Raw genomic sequence first — 24,436 nt, forward strand, 5'->3', positions numbered from 1 at the left:
TTTCTTCATTTGATATCAATATTGATTAAATTTATAATGATCTAAACGTCTTTGATTTGTTAGCTTTTGTTAAAAAATTACCATATAGCATATATACCAAGATTGTGGATTTAGCAGTTATATTTGTAAGATATTAGCTTCAGAGGTTATCAATAACCAGAGCTATTTTAAAATATTATTTTACTAAACAAAGTGTAAAGTGACTTAATCGTTAGATCATGAAACTTAGAGACAAAAAATTCAGAATGATATAGAAAAATTCCTGAACAATGGTTGTAATACCTTTATAGTTTATCAACCATAAATAATACAATTTATATTTTGTTAATAAATTTTGAAATTTTTGAATTAGTATTCAAAGAGAATTTTAGCTAATAGTAATGCTAATCATTATATAATATGTAACTTTGCGAGAAGTAGTGTTACAATAATATGATATCATATTCTTCTTGCGAGTAACTATTTTCAACTGATAATGATATAGGTTTTTGTATAAAATCTCCTAGTTTTGTTAAGTGCTGATTTTCTTCCTCTAAAAGTAGATCTATTATTTTTTTTGATGCCAGAATGCGAAATTCTTTTGGATTGAATTGTCTGGATTCTTGTAATATCTCCCTTAATATTTCATAACACATAGTTTTTGCTGTTTTTATATAACCTTGAGAATTACATACTTGGCAACTTTCACATAGTTGATTCTTTAATGAATCTTTAGTTCTTTTTCTCGTAATCTCTACAAGACCCAATTTAGTGAAACTACTGATAGTGGTTTTTGTTTTATCTCTAGATAGGCATTTTTGTATTTCTTGTAAAATTATATTTTGTTGATCTGTCTCCTCCATGTCGATAAAATCTAAAATTATTATCCCTCCTAGATTGCGTAAGCGTAATTGTCGAGATATCGCTTGTACTGCTTCTAAATTAGTTCGAAAAATTGTTTCTTTAAGATTTTTGCCTCCTACAAACTTACCAGTATTCACATCAATCGTTGTCATTGCTTCTGTTTGATCAATTATTATATATCCTCCTGATTTTAGATCTATTTTTCTAGATAAGGCTTTTGTAATTTCTTGGTCTATATTTACAAGATCAAACAGTGGTAGCTCTTCTTTATAATATTGAATTTTATTTATTACAAAAGGAGCATATATTTTTGACCATTCTATTAGTTTATTTGTTAATTCTAAGGAATCGACTCGTATTGTTTTAGTTAGAGGTGTTGCGATATCTCTTATAGCTCTTTGCGATATATCTAAATCTTCATGCAAAATACATGGTTCTGTTTTATTTTTAGAATACGAAAGAATACTTCCCCATAGCTTATTTAGATATTTTATATCTAATAAAATTTCTTCATCAGATGCATCTTCTGCATTAGTTCTTATTATGTAACCTCCAGTTTCTGTGCTTATTAGTGATTTCAGCCTATCTCTCAAGTTTATTCTGTCTTCTTCTGAATTTATTTTCTGGGAAACTCCTAGTTTATCTTCATAAGGGGTATATACTAATATCCTCCCAGCCAGACTAATTTTTGTTGTTAAACGTGCTCCCTTTGATCCAATTTGATCTTTTATAATTTGTGTTATTATCATCTGCCCAGGAAAAATTAATTTTTCTATTAGAGTTGTGTTTATAGCATTTAACCGTTCTTTGCGATTTTCTTGCAAATCCATTACATGTATGAATGCAGATTTTTCTAGACCAATGTCTACAAAAGCACTTTGTAATCCAGGTAATACTCTAATAACTTTCCCTATATATATGTTGCCAACCTTTCCTTTTTGCGAGTTTCGCTCTATATGTAATTCTTGAATCACTCCAGTTTCTATTATTGCAATGCGAGTTTCGAAAGAAGTGACGTTAATAAAAATATCATCGTTCATAGTAGATAAATGAATCATGTGCCTAATTGTGTTATTATACTAATCTTTGTAAGATGACATATTGGATGTATTAATTAAAGGATTATGTTGTTTTTGCATTTTAGTTAATTAAAAAATATGTTGACATTTTTCTCGTTAAGAGCGAGAATTCTTCTTCTGCAACTGATGAAGAATCAATTGTCAGAACTAAGCTCTTTAACAATAAACAATCGATAATTGTGGGTACTTGATACTAGTTTTAGTATGTAATATTTTACATTTAGCTAATTAGATAAAAGTATCCAATAATGTACATGGTTTTAGAGGAATACTCTAAGACCCCGTTCATTTTTTGGGTAGCGACGTATTCTAAGTCTAAATCAGACTTAAATTACGTATAAAAAATACAGAGATTAAACTGAAGAGTTTGATCCTGGCTCAGATTGAACGCTAGCGGAATGCTTTACACATGCAAGTCGAACGGCAACACGGACTTCGGTCTGGTGGCGAGTGGCGGACGGGTGAGTAATATATCGGAACGTGCCCAGTAGTGGGGGATAACTACGCGAAAGCGTAGCTAATACCGCATATTCCCTAAGGGGGAAAGTGGGGGATCTTCGGACCTCACGCTATTGGATCGGCCGATATCGGATTAGCTAGTTGGTGAGGTAATGGCTCACCAAGGCAACGATCCGTAGCTGGTCTGAGAGGACGACCAGCCACACTGGGACTGAGACACGGCCCAGACTCCTACGGGAGGCAGCAGTGGGGAATTTTGGACAATGGGGGAAACCCTGATCCAGCCATTCCGCGTGTGCGATGAAGGCCTTAGGGTTGTAAAGCACTTTTGGCAGGGAAGAAACAGTGCTGGATAATACACAGCATGAATGACGGTACCTGCAGAATAAGCACCGGCTAACTACGTGCCAGCAGCCGCGGTAATACGTAGGGTGCGAGCGTTAATCGGAATTACTGGGCGTAAAGAGTGCGCAGGCGGTTCGGAAAGAAGGATGTGAAATCCCAGGGCTTAACCTTGGAACTGCATTTTTAACTACCGAACTAGAGTGTGTCAGAGGGAGGTGGAATTCCGCATGTAGCAGTGAAATGCGTAGATATGCGGAGGAACACCGATGGCGAAGGCAGCCTCCTGGGATAACACTGACGCTCATGCACGAAAGCGTGGGGAGCAAACAGGATTAGATACCCTGGTAGTCCACGCCCTAAACGATGTCAACTAGCTGTTGGGACCTTCGGGTCTTAGTGGCGCAGCTAACGCGTGAAGTTGACCGCCTGGGGAGTACGGTCGCAAGATTAAAACTCAAAGGAATTGACGGGGACCCGCACAAGCGGTGGATGATGTGGATTAATTCGATGCAACGCGAAAAACCTTACCTACCCTTGACATGTCTAGAATCCTGAAGAGATTCAGGAGTGCTTGAAAAAGAACTGGAACACAGGTGCTGCATGGCTGTCGTCAGCTCGTGTCGTGAGATGTTGGGTTAAGTCCCGCAACGAGCGCAACCCTTGTCATTAGTTGCTACGAAAGGGCACTCTAATGAGACTGCCGGTGACAAACCGGAGGAAGGTGGGGATGATGTCAAGTCCTCATGGCCCTTATGGGTAGGGCTTCACACGTCATACAATGGTCGGGACAGAGGGTCGCCAACCCGCGAGGGGGAGCCAATCCCAGAAACCCGATCGTAGTCCGGATCGTAGTCTGCAACTCGACTACGTGAAGTCGGAATCGCTAGTAATCGCGGATCAGAATGCTGCGGTGAATACGTTCTCGGGTCTTGTACACACCGCCCGTCACACCATGGGAGTGGGTTTTACCAGAAGTAGTTAGCCTAACCGAAAGGAGGGCGATTACCACGGTAGGATTCATGACTGGGGTGAAGTCGTAACAAGGTAGCCGTATCGGAAGGTGCGGCTGGATCACCTCCTTTAAGAGCATTAAAACTGCGTATTAAGTATCCACAATTATCGATTGTTAAAATAGCTATAATTGTCAGTAAGCGCTGGTTATGACAGATTCCCTATTAATTGCATTGTATAATGCAATTAATATAAATATGGGTCTGTAGCTCAGCTGGTTAGAGCACCGTCTTGATAAGGCGGGGGTCGTTGGTTCAAGTCCAACTAGACCCACCATAATGTTTGAGTAAAACCTTTCGATATTTTGGGGGTGTAGCTCAGTTGGGAGAGCGCCTGCTTTGCAAGCAGGAGGTCATCGGTTCGATCCCGTTCACCTCCACCATATATAGAGTTTAAATTTTATACATAAAAGCTTATGCATAAAATTTAAGCTTTATCAAATAAGCTATTTGTTCTTTAAAAATCTAGAAGAAGCAACAACGAAAAGATGTCTATTATTAGTAATAGACATAGGGTTGTGATTGCAAAAAAGTTCCAAGTTTAATTGGAATATTCATAAACATTCAAATATAATCAATTTATCTTATATAGCCTTTAGTGTTATAGGATCAAGTTATTAAGTGCATATGGTGGATGCCTTGGCGATCACAGGCGATGAAGGACGTAGTATCTTGCGAAAAGCTGCGGGGAGCTAGAAAACAAGCTGTAATCCGCAGATGTCCGAATGGGGAAACCCACTCTGTAAAAAGAGTATCACTGACTGAATACATAGGTCAGTAGAAGCGAACCGGGTGAACTGAAACATCTCAGTAACTCGAGGAAAAGAAATCAACCGAGATTCCGAAAGTAGTGGCGAGCGAAATCGGATCAGCCTTTACGTTATAGCATTATTGATAGTCAAAAGAGATGGAAATCTCTGCCATAGTAGGTGATAGCCCTGTAGACGAAATCTTTGATGTGGAACTAAGCGTAAGAAAAGTAGGGCGGGACACGTGAAATCCTGTTTGAACATGGGGGGACCATCCTCCAAGGCTAAATACTCGTGATCGACCGATAGTGAACCAGTACCGTGAGGGAAAGGCGAAAAGAACCCCGGAAGGGGAGTGAAATAGATCCTGAAACCGTATGCATACAAACAGTAGGAGCGGACTTGTTCCGTGACTGCGTACCTTTTGTATAATGGGTCAGCGACTTACATTCAGTGGCAAGCTTAACTAAATAAGGGAGGCGTAGCGAAAGCGAGTCCGAATAGGGCGATATAGTCGCTGGGTGTAGACCCGAAACCAGATGATCTATCCATGGCCAGGTTGAAGGCACGGTAACACGTGCTGGAGGACCGAACCCACTAATGTTGAAAAATTAGGGGATGAGCTGTGGATAGGAGTGAAAGGCTAAACAAATCTGGAAATAGCTGGTTCTCTCCGAAAACTATTTAGGTAGTGCCTCACGTATTACTGTATGGGGTAGAGCACTGTTATAGCTAGGGGGTCATGAAGACTTACCAAACTATGGCAAACTCCGAATACGTACAAGTACAGCGTGGGAGACAGAGCACCGGGTGCTAACGTCCGGACTCGAAAGGGAAACAACCCAGACCGCCAGCTAAGGTCCCGAATTATCGCTAAGTGGGAAACGAAGTGGGAAGGCATAGACAGTCAGGAGGTTGGCTTAGAAGCAGCCATCCTTTAAAGAAAGCGTAATAGCTCACTGATCGAGTCGTCCTGCGCGGAAGATGTAACGGGGCTAAGCGATAAACCGAAGCTGCGGGTGTATATTTTAATATACGCGGTAGGAGAGCGTTCTGTAAGCCTGCGAAGGTGTCTTGTAAAGGATGCTGGAGGTATCAGAAGTGCGAATGCTGACATGAGTAGCGATAAAGGAGGTGAAAAGCCTCCTCGCCGTAAGTCCAAGGTTTCCTGCGCAACGTTCATCGGCGCAGGGTGAGTCGGCCCCTAAGGTGAGGCAGAGATGCGTAACTGATGGGAAACTGGTTAATATTCCAGTACCATTGTACAGTGCGATGGGGGGACGGATTGCGAAAAATCATCAGGGTGTTGGATATCCCTGTTGCTACATTGTAGATGGTAATTAGGAAAATCCGGTTACATAATTCAAGGGTGTGGCACGAGCAAACATGTTTTGTGAAGTGATTGGAAGTGGTTCCAAGAAAAGCCTCTAAGCTTCAGCTGTGCAAGACCGTACCGCAAACCGACACAGGTGGACGGGATGAATATTCTTAGGCGCTTGAGAGAACTCAGGAGAAGGAACTCGGCAAATTGATACCGTAACTTCGGGAGAAGGTATGCCTCAGTATTGTGATGAACTTTGCGTTCAAAGCATGAAGAGGTCGCAGATAATCGGTGGCTGCGACTGTTTATTAAAAACATAGCACTCTGCAAAGACGAAAGTCGACGTATAGGGTGTGACGCCTGCCCGGTGCCGGAAGGTTAATTGATGGGGTGCAAGCTCTTGATCGAAGCCCCGGTAAACGGCGGCCGTAACTATAACGGTCCTAAGGTAGCGAAATTCCTTGTCGGGTAAGTTCCGACCTGCACGAATGGCGTAACGATGGCCACACTGTCTCCTCCTGAGACTCAGCGAAGTTGAAATGTTTGTGATGATGCAATCTACCCGCGGCTAGACGGAAAGACCCCATGAACCTTTACTGTAGCTTTGCATTGAATTGTGAATAATCTTGTGTAGGATAGGTGGGAGGCTTTGAAGCATGACCGTTAGGTTATGTGGAGCCATCCTTGAAATACCACCCTGGATTGTTTGCGATTCTAACCTTGATCCGTTATCCGGATTTGGAACAGTGCATGGTGGGCAGTTTGACTGGGGCGGTCTCCTCCTAAAGAGTAACGGAGGAGTTCTAAGGTACGCTAGGCACGGTCGGAAATCGTGCTGTTAGTGCAATGGCATAAGCGTGCTTAACTGTGAGACTGACACGTCGAACAGATGCGAAAGCAGGACATAGTGATCCGGTGGTTCTGAATGGAAGGGCCATCGCTCAACGGATAAAAGGTACTCTGGGGATAACAGGCTGATACCGCCCAAGAGTTCATATCGACGGCGGTGTTTGGCACCTCGATGTCGGCTCATCTCATCCTGGGGCTGTAGTAGGTCCCAAGGGTATGGCTGTTCGCCATTTAAAGAGGTACGTGAGCTGGGTTTAAAACGTCGTGAGACAGTTTGGTCCCTATCTGCCGTGGGCGTTGGATACTTGACGGAACCTGCTCCTAGTACGAGAGGACCGGAGTGGACGTACCTCTGGTGTACCGGTTGTCATGCCAATGGCATTGCCGGGTAGCTAAGTACGGAAGAGATAACCGCTGAAGGCATCTAAGCGGGAAACTCGTCTGAAGATTAGGTATCCCGGGGACTCAGATCCCCCTAAAGGGTCGTTCAAGACCAGGACGTTGATAGGTCGGGTGTGTAAGTACAGTAATGTATTCAGCTAACCGATACTAATTGCCCGTGAGGCTTGATCCTATAACTCTACAGGTTATTAAGTTTGAAATTGAACTTATTTATGGATGATTATGATAAATATTTTGCAAAAAAAGTACAACCATCATCTATTTGTTGGAATAGCTTCTTCTTAGATTATTTTGTGATAACATCACTATGTTAAGGTTTTGCCTGACGACTATAGCAAGGTGGCTCCACTCCTTCCCATCCCGAACAGGATAGTTAAACGCCTTTGCGCCGATGATAGTAGACATCTCGTCTGCGAAAGTAGGTTATTGTCAGGCTTCTAGAAAGTTGAATTCCTCTACATAATACATTATGTAGAGGAGTATCAATGTTCAATATTTCAATTTAGCAAATTCTATTGCTAATCTATGTAGTTCACTCCAAATATCATGAGTTCTTATTAATCTCTATGATAAGGATGATTTTTTTAAAATGCTTAACGCTCTATATATTTGCTCTATTAGAATAATACGAACCATATAATGAGGCATAGTAAAAGATGATATCTTTATTGCATTGTTACAATTTTCTATCATACTATGGTCTAGTCCATCAGGACCACCTATTATAAATGCTACATTACTACCTGATAAATGACAATTATTAAAAAATACAGCCAAATCCTTTGTATTTATATCTTTACCTTTCTCATCAAGAACCAATGATATGTATCCATTTACTGGGATAGATGATATGAGTTTTTTAGTTTCTCTTGATATTATTTTTGAATTATTTTTATCATTTTTTCTTGACTCTGGTTTAAGTTCTCTTAGTTCTAAATGATATTCGTTTGATATTCTTTTAGAATATTCTTGCCATGCAGAATTAACCCAGTTAGGCATGTTTGTTCCAATAGCGCTAATAATAACTTTCATTGTGACAAATTTATACTCATTCTAAAAGTTATTTAGTCCATAATGATTCTAGATCATATAAATCACGGTATTCTCTCTGCATAATATGTATTACTATGTCTTCAAGATCTACAATAATCCAGTCACCATTTTCGATTCCTTCTATTTTTATATGCTTATCTAATTTACCTTTTATTTTATATAGATTACTAGCTATTGCTCTACCATGACGATCAGAACTAGATGTGACTATTATCATTTCATCAAATAAAAAGGTATTTAATTTAGTATTCAATATAACTATATCTTTTGATTTTAAATCTTCCAGAATTTCAATAATATTTTGCTTTAATTTATCAAGACTCATTAATTTTTTCTCATTTTATTTGTATAAATTATTTATTTTTATATATTCTCTTACGAATGGATCTAACATATCGTCAACAGAGTCATTATTTTGATTTAAAATATATCTTCTTATAGTAGAAGAAGATATATCTGTTTGATTTAGAGGTATTATACTAATACATTTATGTAAACTATACATAGATGATATTAACTCATTTGACAAATCAATAGGTATGTTTGATCTTTGTGCAACAGCTATATTTGCATTTTCTATAATTTCTATCCAATTTTTCCAAGTGCAGAAATTATTGATTTGATCAGAACCTAGTATAAGAGTACATTCATATTTTTTTTGAAGAATTTTGATAGTATCAATAGTATAACTAACCTTACAATTTTTTATTTCAATATCATTTATTTTTAAAAGAGGATAATTGATTGTTGCTAGTTTTAACATATTTAGTCTGTCTATAGGTGTTGCCTGTAGTTTATATTTATGACATTGACTAAACACTGGTATTAGATGTACTTCATCTAGTTTTAAAGAATCAAGAGCTATCATCGCTAAGTTAATATGTGAAATATGTATAGGGTCAAAACTACCTCCAAAAACCCCTATTTTTTTCTTCATAACCAATTTCCTACTATAAATATACTTTCATACAAAATTATAAATTCATCCATTGAATAAAAAGGTTGTAGAAAGCGATTTCTACAACCTCATATTTCTTATTAATTAATAATATATAAAATTTATTATAATATATTTTATATATCAAAATATATTATTTAATAGCTCTCCAGCCTATATCTGTTCGATATTGCATTCCATTAAAGTTTATTTTTGATACCGCTTCATAAGCTATTTCTCTTGATTTTTTTACAGAATCTCCTAAAGCAGTGACACACATTACTCTACCGCTGCTTGTTTTGAGTGTGCCACTGGAAGAAATTGTTGTTCCAGCGTGAAAAATCGTCATATCTTCAGTTTCTACTGGTAATTGTTTGATTTCATCACCTATCCTTGGTTTTTCTGGATAGTTATAAGTTGCTAAAACAACGCCAAGGGCAACTCTATCATCCCATAATATCTCTGCTTTATTCAAAGTACCATTTATTGCATGCTCTAAAACTTCAATGAAATCACTCTTTATTCGCATCATTATAGGTTGTGTTTCCGGATCACCCATTCTGCAATTAAATTCTAGGGTTTTTACCCATTCATCTGAGCCATCATTTCCTATCATTATCCCAGCATATAGAAAACCAGTAAAAGTATTTCCTTCTTCGAACATACCTTTCACTGTCGGAATAATAACCTCATCCATTATTTTGCAATAAATTTTAGGAGTTACAATATTAGCAGGGGAATAAGCTCCCATACCTCCTGTATTGGGTCCATTGTCTCCGTCTTTGAGACGTTTATGATCCTGACTTGTGGCTAGAGGAAATATATTTTTTCCATCAGACATTACAATAAAAGATGCTTCTTCTCCTTCTAGATATTCTTCTATAACTACTTTTTTCAAATTATGGTTATTATCTCCTATCATATCTTCTATAGCGTTATAGGCTTCTTCTATTGTTTTAGCTATAACGACACCCTTGCCAGCAGCTAAACCATCAGCTTTTATAACTATAGGTAATTTTTCTTTCTGTACATATAACTTTGCAGCATAAACATCTGTAAAAGTAGAATACTTCGCTGTAGGTATATTATGACGAATCATAAATTCTTTGGCAAAGTCCTTTGAGCTTTCTAATTTTGCAGCATTTTTTGTAGGTCCAAAAATTTTTAAGTTTTTAGACCTAAATATATCAACTATACCATTAGATAGTGGTACTTCTGGCCCAACAATTGTCATGTTTATATTTAAATTTTCAGCAAATTCTACAAGATGGTTTATATCATTTATCGATACATTTTTTATTTTTTTAGATGAAGTTCCTCCATTGCCTGGAGCAACATATACTTGTTTTACACGTGGAGATTGAGCAATTTTCCATGCTAATGCATGTTCACGACCTCCAGATCCAACTATCAATATTTTCATTTTTTGTACTCGAACATGTTGTAAGATTTAGAATTTCATTATTGCTTGACTGATGAAGAGCTTAGTATTCTAAGCTAATTACTATCTGTCAATACAGCATTTGTATACACAGATTGTACATCATCTAAATTTTCTAAATCTAATATTAGTTTTTCTATTTTTATATATTTTTCATGATTGAGTTTTACTTTGATTAATGGTTCAATAATAATATCGCTACTTTTTATTATTACTTTAGCCTGATCAAAGGCATTGCATAATTTAATATATTGTTCAGGCAGACATGTGACTTCTATTGTTTTATTATCTAAGCTAGCAAAATCTTCTGCTCCATATTCTAAAGCTATCTTAAATATATTTTCTTCTTCTTTAGAAGAGACGGTTGAAAATATAAATTTTCCACAGCTACGAAATAGAAAAGAGACTGATCCATACTGTTCAAGGTTACCACTATTCTTTGTAAAAGCGTGTCTGATTTCTGAGGCTGTTTTTATTTTATTATCTGTTAAGGACTTCACAACAAAAGCTGATCCTTCAATTCCGTAACCTCCATAATTTATTTCTTCATATTCATCTGATTCTTTAGATGATCTTTGTAGAGCTTTGTTTATATTATCTTTAGGTATATTTGCTGCTGATGCTTTGCCAAGAGCTGCTCGTAGTTGAAAGTTAGAGTTAATGTCAGTATCACCACTTCTTGCCGCAACTGTTATTTCTCTAATTATCTTAGTCCAAAGCTTCCCCCTTTTTTCGTCTTGGCGATTTTTGCGATGTTGTATATTTGCCCATTTACTATGTCCTGCCATAATGTACTCTATGGAATAATTTTGTTAAAAAATATATTTTTAATGTGTTGCTATATGAGATTATTGTATTGTAGAATTACATATAAAACAAAAGTATATTGCTAATTAACATTGCATATGTACAACTTTAAATCTCAAATATATTAAATATTCCGGTTTATTATTTTTGTTTGATTTCCAAAAAATAAAGTTTTTAAAAAAAATAATTGTGTATTTTAAAAAAATGATATATAGTTATGGAATAACTGGCGCGGGGTGGAGCAGTCTGGAAGCTCGTCGGGCTCATAACCCGAAGGTCGTAGGTTCAAATCCTACCCCCGCAACCATTCAGTTATATCTATATTTTTTCTTTGTAGTCTTTAAGTTCCCATAATAATCTTCTTGTTGAACCAGATAATCGTTGACTGATAGAATCCATAATTGATGTTCGTTAAGATTGCTGGATTTTCTCTGAAAGATCTTTTTATAAAAGCAGTTTCTTTTAATTAAGAGATATTTAGCTTTGTTTATTCTTTTGTTTATATAATTACGGAGCTGTTGATAAATGTTTATCTCCCAACAAGAATTTCTATTTTCTGTTATTAAAAGGTTAGATATTACAAAAAATATTCTTGCGGTCAAGTTAGGAGTTAGTTTGTGTACACTAAATTCATGGCTATTGCCGGAAGATTCGGCAGAATTTCTAATAATGCCTACCACAATAAAAAGATTTATTTCCAAGCAGTTATTATGTGATAAAGATAATATTAGAAAATATTACTTAAGAGATAGTATTGCTGTAAATGGTAAAAATCATCTTTTATCAGTAGATCAATTTCATAGAGACTCTTTGGAAGATTTTTTTCGAGTAACTGATTCAATGAAGCCTATTTCTAGACGTCAAAAGATATCTAGAATACTAGAAGGTGCTGTTTTAGGAAATTTATTTTTTGAAGCCAGTACCCGTACTAGGGTTAGTTTCGGAGCTGCTTTTTGTCGTTTAGGAGGATCTGTTTGTGATACTACTGGTTTTACATTTTCCTCTATGGCTAAAGGAGAATCTATATATGACACAAGTAGGGTTATGGGAGGGTATGTTGACATAATGGTAGTTCGTCATCCTGAGCAAGGATCTGTTGCTGAATTTTCTAGATCTACAAATATTCCAATTGTTAATGGTGGAGATGGTCCTGGTGAACATCCTAGCCAAGCTTTATTAGATCTCTATACTATACGTACAGAATTTTCTAGATTAGGAAAGAGCATTGATGGCTCTTCCGTAGTAATGATTGGCGATTTGAAATACGGTCGTACTGTTCATTCTTTGCTAAAGCTACTTTCTTTGTATAAAGGGTTAAAGATATCATTATTTTCCCCACCAGGTCTCGAAATGCCTGATAGCATAATTAATTATGCATCAGTTAATGGGAATCATATTGATATAAAATCTTCTTTGGAAGAGGGGTTAGATGGCGTTGATGTTGTTTATGCTACTCGTGTTCAAAAAGAGAGATTTGAAAATCCAAATGATGAATATTTTGATAAAAAATTTCAAATAGATCTTTCTAAAATAAATTCTAATTGCAAAAAGGATACTATTATAATGCATCCTTTACCTCGTGATGGTCGTCCTGGTGCTAATGATTTAAGCACTGATTTAAATAATGATAATCGTTTGGCAATATTCCGTCAGGCCGATAATGGAATTCCAGTAAGAATGGCAATATTTGCAATACTATTGGGTGTAGATCATTTAGTTAATAATTCATTACATGATGTGCAGTGGTCTTTACCTGCTTATATAGGGCCAGATGACTCTCCTTTTTATTGTTTGTGATTATTTTATCTAGGATAAATTAGTTTATTTGTGAATGCTTAATATTTGTTTATTACGCAGTTAGTAATTATTTTCAGGATTAAATATGAGTGAAAAAAATATTAAAGTTGAAAAGTCTGACAAAGAAAAAGCTCTTTCAGCTGCACTGTCTCAAATTGAGAAACAGTTTGGAAAAGGTTCTGTTATGCGCTATGGTGATAATGATATACAAAACGACATACAGGTAGTTTCTACAGGATCTCTTGGTCTGGACATAGCTCTTGGAGTTGGTGGTTTACCAAGAGGACGTGTAATAGAGATTTATGGTCCAGAATCATCAGGGAAGACTACTTTAACACTTCAAATAATTTCGGAAATGCAAAAAATAGGCGGAACGTGCGCTTTTATTGATGCAGAACATGCACTAGATGTTCAATATGCATCAAAGCTAGGTATTGTATTGCCTGATCTTTTGATAGCACAACCTGATACTGGTGAACAAGCATTAGAAATAGCAGATGCATTGGTACGTTCAGGGTCTGTTGATTTAATTGTAATTGATTCGGTCGCTGCTTTAGTACCAAAGGCTGAAATAGAAGGAGATATGGGTGATTCGTTACCAGGATTACAAGCTCGTTTAATGAGTCAGGCTTTAAGGAAACTTACTGCTACTATAAAAAAAACAAACTGTATGGTTATTTTTATAAATCAAATAAGAATGAAGATAGGGGTAATGTTTGGAAATCCCGAAACTACTACAGGTGGAAATGCATTAAAATTTTATGCATCCGTTCGCTTAGATATAAGACGAATTGGATCTATAAAGAAGGGTGACGAAGTTGTAGGAAGTGAAACAAGAGTAAAGGTTGTAAAAAACAAGGTTGCTCCACCTTTTAAGCAAGCTGAATTCGATATCATGTATGGTTATGGAATATCACGAGAAGGAGAGATAATTGATATGGGTGTTTTTACAGGAATAATTGATAAAGCTGGAGCATGGTACAGTTATTCTGGTAATAGAATAGGACAGGGAAAAGATAATGTTCGTGAGTATATGAAAAATAATAAAAGCATTGCTTCCGAAATAGAAAAAAGAATTCGAGATAATGCTATAGCTACAAATCGTACTGTCCTTTCTATTGACAATGTTATTGATAAACATACGTTAGAATGATTTATTTTTGTGGAAAATTGTGATTAAAAGTTTATTGTCTTTAGCTGTTAAGTATTTATCAAAAAAAGATTACTCCCAAGAATCTTTACGTAAAAAATTAAGTGTTCATTGTGATAGTAATTCTGACATAGATGATGTTATTGAATATTTAAAAACTAAAGGTTTCGTTTCTGACAAGCGTTTTGTAGATAATATTATAGATAAATATTCTACAAACTATGGATATTGTTTTATAACTAATTTACTAAAAAACAATGGTGTAGACAGTGATCTCTTTTTGGAAAGAATTTCTTTCTTAAAAAATAGCGAATTTGACCGGGCATGTTCTTTGATGATAAGAAAATTTCCAAAAGGTGTTTCATCAGATATTAAATCTTATTATAAGTATGCTCGTTTTTTGAGTAATAGAGGATTCACTAGAGATGTCGTATACAAAGTTATTAAAGCGACATCTATCAGTATTGATTAAATTAACATATAGTATTTATTATATTTGATGATTGCTAATATTTTGATCTTCTGAAGAAGATATATTTGCTGTATACTTAGTGATGATGATTATGGATATTTATGATTTTTTGGGAATAATTATATTTAAAATTTAATTATTTTTATTATATTAATCAAAAAAATTATAGAGTGCTCATATATTTTGCTACATAATTTAGATTATTGTTGTTTATTTTATATTTAGTCAAGTCAGAGATGACTGTTGGTTTTCTTATTTAACAAGTCATGACAGGTAACACATGAAAATTCACGAATATCAAGGCAAGGAATTGCTTAGGCAGTTTAATGTGACTGTTCCTCAGGGCATTCCAGCTTTTTCTGTTGAAGAAGCTGTTTCTGCAGCAAAAAAACTTGGTGGTGCAGCTTGGGTTATTAAAGCTCAGATTCACGCAGGTGGTAGAGGTAAAGGTGGTGGCGTAAAATTAGCACGCTCTATAGATGAGGTTAAAAAAATCTCATCAGAGATATTAGGAATGCAATTAATAACTCATCAGACTAGTTCTGATGGTCAAAAGGTTCATAGACTTTTGGTAGAAGAAGGTGCTGATATAAAAAAAGAGTATTATTTCAGCATATTAACAGATAGAAGTACTCAGAAGAACTGTATCATGGCTTCTAGCGAAGGTGGCATGGATATAGAAGAAGTTGCATCTAAAAGTCCAGAAAAAATACTGAAAGTCTTTGTCAGTCCATCAGATGGGCTAACAAATTTAGAGGCAGAAAACTTAGCTCGCGGTATTGGTATTCCAGAGTCATCTGTAAAAAAAGCCTCATCAGAATTCATAAAACTATACAAGACATATTGCGATACAGATGCATCTTTAGTTGAAATAAATCCAATGATATTAAGTGGGAATGGGGATATAATTTGCTTGGATGCCAAATTTAATTTTGATTCTAATGCTTTATTTAGACACCCTGAAATCCTTGAGTATAGGGATTTAGATGAAGAAGATCCTTCTGAGATCGAGGCTAGTAAATTTGATCTTGCATATATTCAGCTAGATGGAAACATAGGCTGTTTAGTAAATGGTGCTGGTTTAGCTATGGCAACCATGGATACAATAAAATTGTTTGGTGGTGAGCCTGCAAATTTTCTTGATGTTGGTGGTGGAGCTACTGCAACTAAAGTCACAGAAGCTTTTAAAATTATGCTAAAAAATAAGTCTGTAAAAGCTATTCTTGTTAATATTTTTGGTGGCATTATGCGTTGTGATGTTATAGCTGAAGGTGTTATAGAGGCATGCAAAGCAGTAAATCTGAAAGTACCTTTAGTTGTTAGAATGAAAGGTACTAATGAAGAATTAGGCAAGAAAATGTTAGCTGAATCTAAATTGCCTATTATTAGTGCTGATACTATGGCTGAAGCTGCAACTAAAGTTGTTTCTGCTGTTAAATAAAAATTGCCAAGGATTTTTACAAATGTCGATTTTAATAAATAAAAATACCAAAGTCATTACTCAGGGTATTACCGGCAAGACAGGACAGTTTCATACTCGCATGTGTCGTGATTATGCAAACGGTAAAAATGCTTTTGTCGCTGGAGTTAATCCTAAAAAAGCAGGTGAAGATTTTGAAGGCATTCCAATTTTTTCTTCTGTTAAAGAAGCCAAGTTGCAGACTGGAGCAACAGTGTCTGTTATATATGTTCCTCCAGCAGGCGCTGCAGCTGCTATATTGGAAGCGATTGAAGCAGATTTGGAATTAGTTATCTGTATAACTGAGGGAATACCAGTGAAGGACATGCTTGAAGTTAAAAATAGAATGTCCACTATTAATAATAAAACTTTATTGCTTGGTCCTAATTGTCCTGGTCTCATTACTCCTGATGAGATTAAAATAGGAATTATGCCTGGACACATACATAGGAAAGGTCGCATAGGCGTAGTTAGTCGTTCTGGAACTCTAACATATGAGGCTGTGGCACAGGTTACAGAGCTAGGTCTCGGTCAATCTAGCGCTGTTGGTATAGGTGGAGATCCTATAAATGGATTAAAACATTTAGACATACTAAAACTTTTTAATGATGATCCAGACACAGATGCTGTAATTATGATTGGAGAGATTGGTGGTCCTGATGAAGTTAATGCTGCCATTTGGGCTAAAGACAATATGAAAAAGCCAGTTGTTGGATTCATTGCTGGAGTTACCGCTCCTCCTGGTAAGAGGATGGGTCACGCCGGTGCTTTAATATCTGGCGGTGCTGATACAGCTTCTGCTAAACTTGAAGTTATGGAAGAATGTGGAATAAGAACCACAAGAGATCCATCAGAAATGGGTAAATTACTTAAGTCTGTTCTTTAGTAAATAGCTGAGGTTTATCCTCAGCTATTTTATATATCAAATAGCTGATTTTTAAATATGTCTTGTCATTATGTTGTTTAATATGTTGGACACATTTTGATAGACATAGTTAGAAGTTTTATTCTTTATGATATATTCTTTTAACTATATTTTTAATAATATTTTTATAAAACAAGTGTAATGAATAAAAAAATAACTATAGCTACTCGTGCTAGCAAACTTGCTTCCGCACAGGCGGAGTATGTTCGTGATCTTATAAAATCATTATATCCAGAGGTAATGATTGATTTTTTAGTTATAGTAACTCAGGGTGATAAGATACTTGATAGGGCTTTAGCTAAAGTTGGAGGAAAGGGCTTATTCGTAAAAGAAATTGAATTAGCTTTGTTGAATGGTGATGCTGATCTGGCAGTCCATTCCATGAAAGATGTTCCTGCAGAGATGACAGATTCCTTAGATATTTGTTCTATTCTCAAAAGACACGACCCTAGAGATGTTTTTGCATCTAACAAGTATTCATCTTTAGAAGAGTTACCTCTTGGATCGATTGTAGGAACCTCTAGTTTACGTAGAGAAGCTCAATTAAAGTCTGTTTATCCTAAAATTTCTGTTAAATGTTTGAGAGGTAATGTAGATTCTAGACTAAAGAAGTTAGATGACGGAGATTATTCAGGAATAATACTTGCAGCTGCAGGATTAGAAAGAATTAATTTAGGTCACCGCATATCATCTTATATAGATACTAGTATTAGTTTACCAGCAGCTGGCCAGGGTGCTATAGGAATACAAATCAGAAATGATAGAATTGACATTAGAGATTTAGTAGCATCTCTATCGTGTAATGATACTACAATATGTGTTAAGACAGAGAGAATTGTCATGAAGGTATTAGGAGGGTCATGCCAGGTACCTTTGGCTGCTAATGCTTATATAGAAGATAGAAATATTTTCCTAAGGGCGATGGTTTCTTCTATAGATGGTAAAAAAGTTATCCATTCAAATGGATCTGTTGATGTTGATAATTGGCAGATTCTGGGTGAAAGTGTAGCTAATGATTTATTGAGCAAAGGTGCTTATGAGATCTTACATAATGTTTAATACAGGTTTTTTATTTTTATAAATCTCTGCGATATTGGAATATATGCTTTCCAAAAAAGTTTTTATTTTAACAAGACCAAACAATAATAAAATACTATCTGATAGTCTCAGCAGTATTGGTTTTAAGTCTTTATCTCTTCCTTCTTTAAGAATTGAACCTTTGGATTTGCATAATGTTCCTTCGCCAGAGATCTATGATTTTATTTTTTTTTCAAGTAGTAATGCTGTTAGATCTTATCTAGTTCAAATAAATAAAACTTATGGCCTTATAAAGAAGTGGCCTCTCAAAACTTCAGTAGTTACAGTAGGTAACGCAACTGCTGATAGTTTTCGTTCTTCTGGTTTTGTTAATATAGATTTATTAACAATATTGAATCCTGATGATTCTAAGGCGAAACTAGATTCCGAATCTCTATGGGAAGTTCTAAAAAAGCAGAATTTATACGGTAAAAGATTTCTTTTTGTTAGAGGAAACAAAGGTAGAGATTGGCTTGTTAATAAAGTTTCTGAGTATTGTGAAGTGGATCTATGTTCTGTATATTGTAGAGATAATATACAATGGTCTCAACATGATTCAGACCAATTAAAAAAAATTTCTCAGGAAACTCCTATAGTCATATGGCTATTCACTAGTATAGAAAGTATAAAAGCTACTATTGATAATATAGTTTTTTTAAATCTTAGTAACTGGTTTAATAGTTGTAAATTCATAGTTACCCATGAAAGAATTTATGATTTTTTATTAAATTATTTAATAGAATGTGGAGTTTCAGATAAGCTTGTCATAAAAGATTGTTTGCCTTATAACGAATCTATTATTAAGGCATGTGTTGATATTTAGGTTGATAAAGTTTTATATTCTTTTATATAAGCAATTATATTATAATTTTTTTAAAAATACTGGAAATGTAAGCATCTATGCGTTATTTTAAAAAAATATCATTGGTTTTTTTATTATTTTTTGTTTTTATTCTTCTTTTCTTTTTTCTTAAAAAACAAGTAATAAATTATATTGAATTCGAAAAATTAGATAACATCAATAAAATCAATTCATTGGAAGAAAAGATAATAAATCGTGATAATGATTTATTATCTAAGGTTAATAAAGTACTTATTGATATAAAACATAAACAAGATTACTTATTTCACTTGACTAATTCTTCGAAAGATGAATTATTAATAAAGGAAATAGATAGATTGTTATTTATTGCAAACTGTCAGTTGTCTATTGGTAAAAATATTGAAGGCACAGCATCTACGCTGGAGTCTATTATACTATTTGTAAATGAAGTATCTTCTAATAACTTGTTGTTCAAAAAGTTATTAGAAGATATTAAAATAGATTTATCAGCACTACGTAGTATTCGTATTATCGATACTGCGGATAATATGGAAAGATTGAGTAAATTATCGGATCTTATAAAAGCAGGTCTTGCTAATAAAAAATTTTTACCAAGCAATGAATGTGTGAATATTATAGTCGGTACTGAAAATTGCAGTGATAAATCTTTAGTTAGTTACTGGTCATTTTTTACTAATAGAATTTTTGACAATATGAGCAAGATTATGAAATCTTTGATTAACAGATTATCTAATGTCATAGAGTTAAGAAAAGTTGATGATGTGCCAAATTCTAATTATAGAAATATAGATTTGTTACTAATACAGCAAATTTCCATAGCACAGTTTTCTTTGGTTATTAATCAGCCTTTTTTATTAAGATCTAGTATGAATTGTATAATAGAGACAATAAATACGTTTTTTGATATTAATGCTACTAATGTACTGGAAGCCTTAGAGATAGCTAGAGCTATTAATTCTTTAAACATCGAAAATAAACTTCCTGATATATCTAGAAGTTTAAATAGCATAAAAAAATTATGTTATGACTAATCAATTATGGGTACTTGATATATGCGTTCTTGGTTTTATAAACTTCTTATAGTCTGTTGTATTTTTTTGTTAAGTTTATCTTTTCCTGACAATAAGTACAATTATATTGTTGTGGAATTTAATTCCTGGCATCTACGCCTATCAGTACTATCGGCTTTTTTTATAATAATATTACTCAATCTATTGCTTTATTATACATTTAAATTATTTTATTATGTTTTTACTATATTTCCTAGGATCAATTCATATAGAAAAAGGAAATTATTGGAATTTAATAAAAGAAGTATTGAACAGGGATGGCTATTTTTTTTAGAAAATAGGATCGTTGAAGCTTCAGAAATATTTTCAAAATTGGTAAATTCTGATATTGATATCCGATCAAAAATTATCGTTTCATTGTCAGCTGCTAAAGCATATTTTTTGCTAGGCAAAAATGATGAGTCTATGAAAATGATAAGACATGCAGAAGTTCTTTCAAGTAATAGTTCAGAACTAATTGAAGATTTATTAACGTTGAAATCTTCTATTCTTATAGATATGAATTTGCCAGAAGAGGCTGCTGAATGTTTATTAAAACTTAACGATATAATAGACATCCAGTATTCTGTTATTTTGCAATTATCATTGAAAGTAGAAATCATGTTGGGAAATAATATTAAGGCAATTGATCTTGCTAGGTTACTGTTATATGACTACGATATAGATAAAAACTTCTTGTATGATGTAATAAACAAGTCTGGCTCAGAACTTCTGAAAGATATGAAAAACAAAGGTTTGCCATGGAAACAACAATGGAAAAATTTTAGTCAAAATGAACGTTTATTGCCTGAAATAGCTTTAGTTTCTTCTAGGGCTTTTTTTAGTGATGGTGATTATGCAGAATCAGAAAAATTGTTAGAATCAGTTCTTTCAAAGAACCTTAATAATAAGCTTCTTTATGAATACACAAAATGTAAACCAGAGCAAATATCTAGACGTTTATCTAAAGTTGAGTCTTGGATAGATGTTTATGGGGATGATCCAGATTTGTTAAATACACTAGGTATTTTATGCTTACATGCACAGTTATGGGGACAAGCTGATTATTACTTCAACAAAAGTTTAGGGATAAGAGATGATTCTCAAATTCATGTATTATTAAGTATTTTGTATAAATGTCTTAATAAAGTAGAGGAGGCAATATCTCAATTGCTTAAATCCTTAAACTGTAATGATGATTTATTTATTCCAAAAATAATCAATAATAGTTATAAATCTTCAATTGAAGTATTAGCTAATGACTTAAATAACAATGAAATGTTTCAATATTCAGATAAAGAAACAAGTAAAGATAAGCAAGAGATAGATGATCAGTATTTTGATAGTGCGCCTTTACCTGGATTATTTTTTAATGATATAGATGATGGCAAAACAAACAAGAGTTAATCATATACTAAAGTAACAGTGAATTTTTTATTTAAAGGTTTATATTTTTATGAGTTTAAGTAATGTAACATCTGGTGATAATATTCCGGAAGAATTCAATGTGGTTGTAGAGATATCTATGAATTCAATGCCAGTTAAATATGAAGTTGATAAAGAAACTGGTGCTATTTTTGTAGATCGTTTTATCCTGACTTCCATGAATTATCCTTGCAATTATGGATATATACCTAAAACTCTTTCTAAAGATGGCGATCCATCTGATGTTCTTGTAGTTACACCATTTCCCGTACAAGCAGGATCTGTTATTAAATGTAGAGCTATTGGAATGTTAGAAATGGAAGACGAGTCTGGTATTGATTCTAAAATACTGGCACTTCCTATAAGCAGGATATATGCAACATATAGTAATATAAACTCATATACAGATTTCCCAGAAAATGAAATAAAACGCATACAGCATTTTTTTGAGCATTATAAAGATCTTGAAAGAGGAAAATGGGTTAAAATAAAAGGGTGGAAAGACAGTAGAAACGCACATGAAGAGATTTTGAGTAGTATCAAGGCATATAAAATTCAATATAATATATAGATATATAGCTGATTCAGTTAGATATTAATATTTTTATGTAATTTTATCCTCAAATTACCTTTAGGGAATCAAAAGATTATTGATGTTAATAAAATTAGGATTTTCCCTAAAATAGAGATTATTAGTCATAAAAGTGGAAACTATTAACAAGGACTCTTGGAAATTTTGTGTTGCTCCAATGCTTGGAGTAACTAATCGACATTGTCGTTTCCTTTATAGATGTCTAAATTCTCATGTTCGCCTATATACGGAGATGGTTACCACCGCTGCTTTAATTAGAAACAAAAATATTTTTTCTAAATATTTACTTTTTGATAATTCACAGCATCCTATTGCTCTTCAATTAGGTGGTAATGATCCTGTAGATTTAGCAAAATCTGCTCGTATAGGAGAAAAGTGTGGTTATGATGAAATTAATATAAATTGTGGATGTCCATCAAGTAGAGTTTTAAATGGTTCATTTGGCGCTTACCTAATGAAAGATGTTAATCTAGTGATAGATTGTTTAAAGGCTATAATGGATGCTGTTAGCATCCCTGTATCAATAAAACATCGTATTGGGATAGATTACGTTGATTCTTATCAATTCATTAGAGATTTTGTTGGTAAAATTCATGATATTGGTTGTAATGTGTTCATAGTTCATGCAAGAAATGCTGTTTTGAGAGGCCTTTCTCCAAAAAAGAACAGAGAGATTCCTGCACTAAAATACGATTATGTATACAAGCTAAAAAAAGACTTTCCAGATGCCGTGATTGTTTTGAATGGAGGTATATCTAGTATAGATTCCATAAGAAATATAGAAAATTTTGTTGATGGATTTATGATTGGACGTTGTATCATGTCTAATCCACTTTTTTTATTAGATATAGAATCTGCTTTCTACAAGGAAGAAGGTGTATTTGATTACAATAATTTAATAAATATTTTAATTGAATACGCTCATATTGAAATAAACAAGGGGGTACAACTTCGTGCTATAGTTCAACCAATGCTTAATTTATTTAAAGGCACCAATGGTGCTGGATTATGGCGCAGAACTCTATCTCATACAGCATCTTTATCAAACAATAAACCGGAGTTAATATATGCGGCATGGGATGCTATATGTAAAAGGTCCTCTATTTTATAATATTTAAACAATTTTTTGATTCAAGTGCTTAATTCTCTTATTCATAATATTCTAATTATCTTGTTCATAGATGAAGATTATCAATAGATTTTTTGATTCTATATTTAAGAAAAGTATATTATGGTTGTATTCTAGTAGTAATTAAGTGAACAACTCAACACATTTTATGCGATAAGATATGTCTGGTAATTCTTTAGGTAAGTTATTTTCTGTAACTAATTTCGGTGAATCGCACGGTCCTGCCATTGGTTGTGTAGTTGACGGATGCCCACCTGGTATGGAACTTAGTGTTTCTGATATTCAAAATGAGCTAGATAGACGTCGTCCAGGAACATCTCGCCATGTTACTCAGAGACAAGAAGAGGATAAAGTTGAAATTCTATCAGGATTATATAAGGGACAAACAACTGGTGCTCCTATTGGGTTGCTTATAAGAAATACAGATGCTCGTAGTAAAGATTACGATAATATAGAAGATACTTTTAGACCTGGCCATGCTGATTATGCATATTGGCATAAGTATGGAATTAGGGATCCTAGGGGAGGAGGTAGGTCTTCAGCAAGATTAACTGCTCCTACAGTTGCCGCTGGTGCAATTGCTAAAAAATGGCTTTTAAAGCATAAAAATATTATTATTCGTGGATACATGAGCCAGTTAGGATTTATAAAAATACCTTTTGTATCTTGGAGTGAAATAGATAATCCATTTTTCTCACCAAACCAAAAAATAGTTCAAGAGCTTGAAAACTACATGGATGATTTACGAAAAGATGGAAATTCTGTTGGGGCTCGCATAGAGATACTGGCAGAAAATTTACCATGTGGTTTAGGTGAACCTATTTATGATAGATTAGATTCCGACATAGCTCATGTAATGATGGGATTAAATGCTGTAAAAGGTGTTTCAATAGGATCTGGTTTTGATTCTATATCTCAGCTTGGATCCACGCATGGTGATGAAATTACTCCTTCTGGGTTTTTAACAAATAATGCTGGTGGTATATTAGGTGGTATTTCAACTGGTCAAGATATTACTGTTTCTTTAGCTATTAAGCCTACTTCTAGTATTAGAATAGCAAAAAAATCTGTAGATAGAGAAAATAACCAATGCTTAGTACAAACATTTGGTAGGCATGATCCTTGTGTAGGTATAAGAGCAGTTCCTATAGGAGAAGCTATGCTAGCTATAGTCCTGATGGATCATGTTTTGAGATATAGGGGTCAATGTGGTTTATAGATA

General features: G+C 34.4%; 18 protein-coding genes, 3 tRNA genes and 3 rRNA genes. 18 read left to right on the top strand and 6 right to left on the bottom strand.

Translation table 11 applies throughout. The features are described 5' to 3' along the window. Positions 1–422 precede the first annotated feature (422 nt). On the bottom strand, positions 423–1,883 hold the full coding sequence (locus tag CONE_RS01000; RefSeq protein WP_041862234.1) for an Rne/Rng family ribonuclease: 1,461 nt from the start codon (positions 1,881–1,883) through the stop codon (positions 423–425). 394 nt (positions 1,884–2,277) lie between these two features. Here CONE_RS01000 and CONE_RS01005 point away from each other — a divergent pair. From CONE_RS01005 to rrf, 5 genes are all read left to right on the top strand, one after another. Further along, positions 2,278–3,808, top strand: a 16S ribosomal RNA gene (locus tag CONE_RS01005). A 128-nt stretch (positions 3,809–3,936) separates the two neighbouring features. Then, positions 3,937–4,013, top strand: a tRNA-Ile gene (locus tag CONE_RS01010). A 30-nt stretch (positions 4,014–4,043) separates the two neighbouring features. After that, a tRNA-Ala gene (locus tag CONE_RS01015) sits at positions 4,044–4,119 on the top strand. 224 nt (positions 4,120–4,343) lie between these two features. Next, a 23S ribosomal RNA gene (locus tag CONE_RS01020) occupies positions 4,344–7,229 on the top strand. A 149-nt stretch (positions 7,230–7,378) separates the two neighbouring features. After that, a 5S ribosomal RNA gene (gene rrf / locus CONE_RS01025) occupies positions 7,379–7,492 on the top strand. The 16S, 23S and 5S rRNA genes sit together here with 2 tRNA genes alongside, the layout of an rRNA operon. Positions 7,493–7,621: 129 nt before the next feature. Here rrf and rlmH read toward each other — a convergent pair. The 5 genes from rlmH to CONE_RS01050 all read right to left on the bottom strand — a co-directional run bounded on the left by rlmH (position 7,622) and on the right by CONE_RS01050 (position 11,276). Further along, positions 7,622–8,089 (bottom strand): 23S rRNA (pseudouridine(1915)-N(3))-methyltransferase RlmH, encoded by a 468-nt coding sequence (rlmH, locus tag CONE_RS01030; RefSeq protein ID WP_015396895.1) that lies wholly within the window; start codon positions 8,087–8,089, stop codon positions 7,622–7,624. Between the two features lie 28 nt (positions 8,090–8,117). Beyond that, a complete protein-coding gene (rsfS, locus tag CONE_RS01035; RefSeq protein WP_015396896.1) occupies positions 8,118–8,435 on the bottom strand; it encodes a ribosome silencing factor in 318 nt (105 codons plus the stop codon). A 15-nt stretch (positions 8,436–8,450) separates the two neighbouring features. Further along, on the bottom strand, positions 8,451–9,047 hold the full coding sequence (nadD, locus tag CONE_RS01040; RefSeq protein WP_015396897.1) for a nicotinate (nicotinamide) nucleotide adenylyltransferase: 597 nt from the start codon (positions 9,045–9,047) through the stop codon (positions 8,451–8,453). A 154-nt stretch (positions 9,048–9,201) separates the two neighbouring features. Further along, complete coding sequence (purD, locus tag CONE_RS01045) at positions 9,202–10,470, bottom strand: phosphoribosylamine--glycine ligase (protein ID WP_015396898.1); 1,269 nt, start codon at positions 10,468–10,470, stop codon at positions 9,202–9,204. A 74-nt stretch (positions 10,471–10,544) separates the two neighbouring features. Next, the gene (locus CONE_RS01050) at positions 10,545–11,276 is read right to left on the bottom strand and encodes a YebC/PmpR family DNA-binding transcriptional regulator (protein ID WP_015396899.1); all 732 of its coding nucleotides are present in this window, start codon (positions 11,274–11,276) and stop codon (positions 10,545–10,547) included. 249 nt (positions 11,277–11,525) lie between these two features. On the opposite strand from CONE_RS01050, the gene CONE_RS01055 reads away from it, so the two are divergent. The 13 genes from CONE_RS01055 (at position 11,526) to aroC (ending at position 24,433) form a co-directional block, all read left to right on the top strand. After that, a tRNA-Met gene (locus CONE_RS01055) sits at positions 11,526–11,602 on the top strand. A gap of 218 nt (positions 11,603–11,820) precedes the next feature. Continuing rightward, positions 11,821–13,092: an aspartate carbamoyltransferase gene (locus CONE_RS01060; RefSeq protein ID WP_015396900.1), complete on the top strand. Its 1,272-nt coding sequence runs from the start codon at positions 11,821–11,823 to the stop codon at positions 13,090–13,092. A gap of 85 nt (positions 13,093–13,177) precedes the next feature. After that, positions 13,178–14,245, top strand: a complete 1,068-nt coding sequence (gene recA / locus CONE_RS01065) for a recombinase RecA (RefSeq protein ID WP_015396901.1) — start codon at positions 13,178–13,180, stop codon at positions 14,243–14,245. A gap of 19 nt (positions 14,246–14,264) precedes the next feature. Beyond that, positions 14,265–14,714, top strand: coding sequence for a regulatory protein RecX (locus CONE_RS01070; protein ID WP_015396902.1), 450 nt, complete (start codon positions 14,265–14,267; stop codon positions 14,712–14,714). Positions 14,715–14,994: 280 nt separating this feature from the next. Then, positions 14,995–16,155, top strand: coding sequence for an ADP-forming succinate--CoA ligase subunit beta (gene sucC, locus CONE_RS01075; protein WP_015396903.1), 1,161 nt, complete (start codon positions 14,995–14,997; stop codon positions 16,153–16,155). Positions 16,156–16,177: 22 nt separating this feature from the next. Next, on the top strand, positions 16,178–17,059 hold the full coding sequence (gene sucD, locus CONE_RS01080) for a succinate--CoA ligase subunit alpha (protein WP_015396904.1): 882 nt from the start codon (positions 16,178–16,180) through the stop codon (positions 17,057–17,059). A 180-nt stretch (positions 17,060–17,239) separates the two neighbouring features. After that, entirely contained in the window at positions 17,240–18,157 is a 918-nt protein-coding gene (gene hemC / locus CONE_RS01085; RefSeq protein ID WP_015396905.1) for a hydroxymethylbilane synthase, read from the top strand. 43 nt (positions 18,158–18,200) lie between these two features. After that, complete coding sequence (locus CONE_RS01090; protein WP_015396906.1) at positions 18,201–18,998, top strand: uroporphyrinogen-III synthase; 798 nt, start codon at positions 18,201–18,203, stop codon at positions 18,996–18,998. Between the two features lie 77 nt (positions 18,999–19,075). Continuing rightward, a complete protein-coding gene (locus tag CONE_RS01095; RefSeq protein WP_015396907.1) occupies positions 19,076–20,050 on the top strand; it encodes a uroporphyrinogen-III C-methyltransferase in 975 nt (324 codons plus the stop codon). 21 nt (positions 20,051–20,071) lie between these two features. Beyond that, positions 20,072–21,475, top strand: a complete 1,404-nt coding sequence (locus tag CONE_RS01100; protein ID WP_015396908.1) for a heme biosynthesis protein HemY — start codon at positions 20,072–20,074, stop codon at positions 21,473–21,475. Positions 21,476–21,524: 49 nt separating this feature from the next. Then, positions 21,525–22,064 carry an inorganic diphosphatase gene (gene ppa / locus CONE_RS01105; RefSeq protein ID WP_015396909.1) on the top strand — a complete coding sequence of 180 codons (540 nt, stop codon included), beginning with the start codon at positions 21,525–21,527 and terminating at the stop codon, positions 22,062–22,064. A 133-nt stretch (positions 22,065–22,197) separates the two neighbouring features. Further along, a complete protein-coding gene (gene dusA / locus CONE_RS01110; RefSeq protein WP_015396910.1) occupies positions 22,198–23,196 on the top strand; it encodes a tRNA dihydrouridine(20/20a) synthase DusA in 999 nt (332 codons plus the stop codon). Between the two features lie 178 nt (positions 23,197–23,374). Continuing rightward, entirely contained in the window at positions 23,375–24,433 is a 1,059-nt protein-coding gene (aroC, locus tag CONE_RS01115; protein ID WP_015396911.1) for a chorismate synthase, read from the top strand. Positions 24,434–24,436: the final 3 nt, after the last annotated feature.

The organism is Candidatus Kinetoplastibacterium oncopeltii TCC290E, from assembly GCF_000340865.1.
In the GTDB taxonomy this organism is placed as follows: domain Bacteria; phylum Pseudomonadota; class Gammaproteobacteria; order Burkholderiales; family Burkholderiaceae_B; genus Kinetoplastidibacterium; species Kinetoplastidibacterium stringomonadis.

Excerpts from the sequence above, each read along its gene's own strand:
- CONE_RS01000 (WP_041862234.1), bottom strand. The coding sequence starts at position 1,883 with ATGAACGATGATATTTTTATTAACGTCACTTCTTTCGAAACTCGCATT.
- rlmH (WP_015396895.1), bottom strand. The coding sequence starts at position 8,089 with ATGAAAGTTATTATTAGCGCTATTGGAACAAACATGCCTAACTGGGTT.
- rsfS (WP_015396896.1), bottom strand. The coding sequence starts at position 8,435 with ATGAGTCTTGATAAATTAAAGCAAAATATTATTGAAATTCTGGAAGAT.
- nadD (WP_015396897.1), bottom strand. The coding sequence starts at position 9,047 with ATGAAGAAAAAAATAGGGGTTTTTGGAGGTAGTTTTGACCCTATACAT.
- purD (WP_015396898.1), bottom strand. The coding sequence starts at position 10,470 with ATGAAAATATTGATAGTTGGATCTGGAGGTCGTGAACATGCATTAGCA.
- CONE_RS01050 (WP_015396899.1), bottom strand. The coding sequence starts at position 11,276 with ATGGCAGGACATAGTAAATGGGCAAATATACAACATCGCAAAAATCGC.
- CONE_RS01060 (WP_015396900.1), top strand. The coding sequence starts at position 11,821 with ATGTTTATCTCCCAACAAGAATTTCTATTTTCTGTTATTAAAAGGTTA.
- recA (WP_015396901.1), top strand. The coding sequence starts at position 13,178 with ATGAGTGAAAAAAATATTAAAGTTGAAAAGTCTGACAAAGAAAAAGCT.
- sucC (WP_015396903.1), top strand. The coding sequence starts at position 14,995 with ATGAAAATTCACGAATATCAAGGCAAGGAATTGCTTAGGCAGTTTAAT.
- sucD (WP_015396904.1), top strand. The coding sequence starts at position 16,178 with ATGTCGATTTTAATAAATAAAAATACCAAAGTCATTACTCAGGGTATT.
- hemC (WP_015396905.1), top strand. The coding sequence starts at position 17,240 with ATGAATAAAAAAATAACTATAGCTACTCGTGCTAGCAAACTTGCTTCC.
- CONE_RS01090 (WP_015396906.1), top strand. The coding sequence starts at position 18,201 with ATGCTTTCCAAAAAAGTTTTTATTTTAACAAGACCAAACAATAATAAA.
- CONE_RS01095 (WP_015396907.1), top strand. The coding sequence starts at position 19,076 with ATGCGTTATTTTAAAAAAATATCATTGGTTTTTTTATTATTTTTTGTT.
- CONE_RS01100 (WP_015396908.1), top strand. The coding sequence starts at position 20,072 with ATGCGTTCTTGGTTTTATAAACTTCTTATAGTCTGTTGTATTTTTTTG.
- ppa (WP_015396909.1), top strand. The coding sequence starts at position 21,525 with ATGAGTTTAAGTAATGTAACATCTGGTGATAATATTCCGGAAGAATTC.
- aroC (WP_015396911.1), top strand. The coding sequence starts at position 23,375 with ATGTCTGGTAATTCTTTAGGTAAGTTATTTTCTGTAACTAATTTCGGT.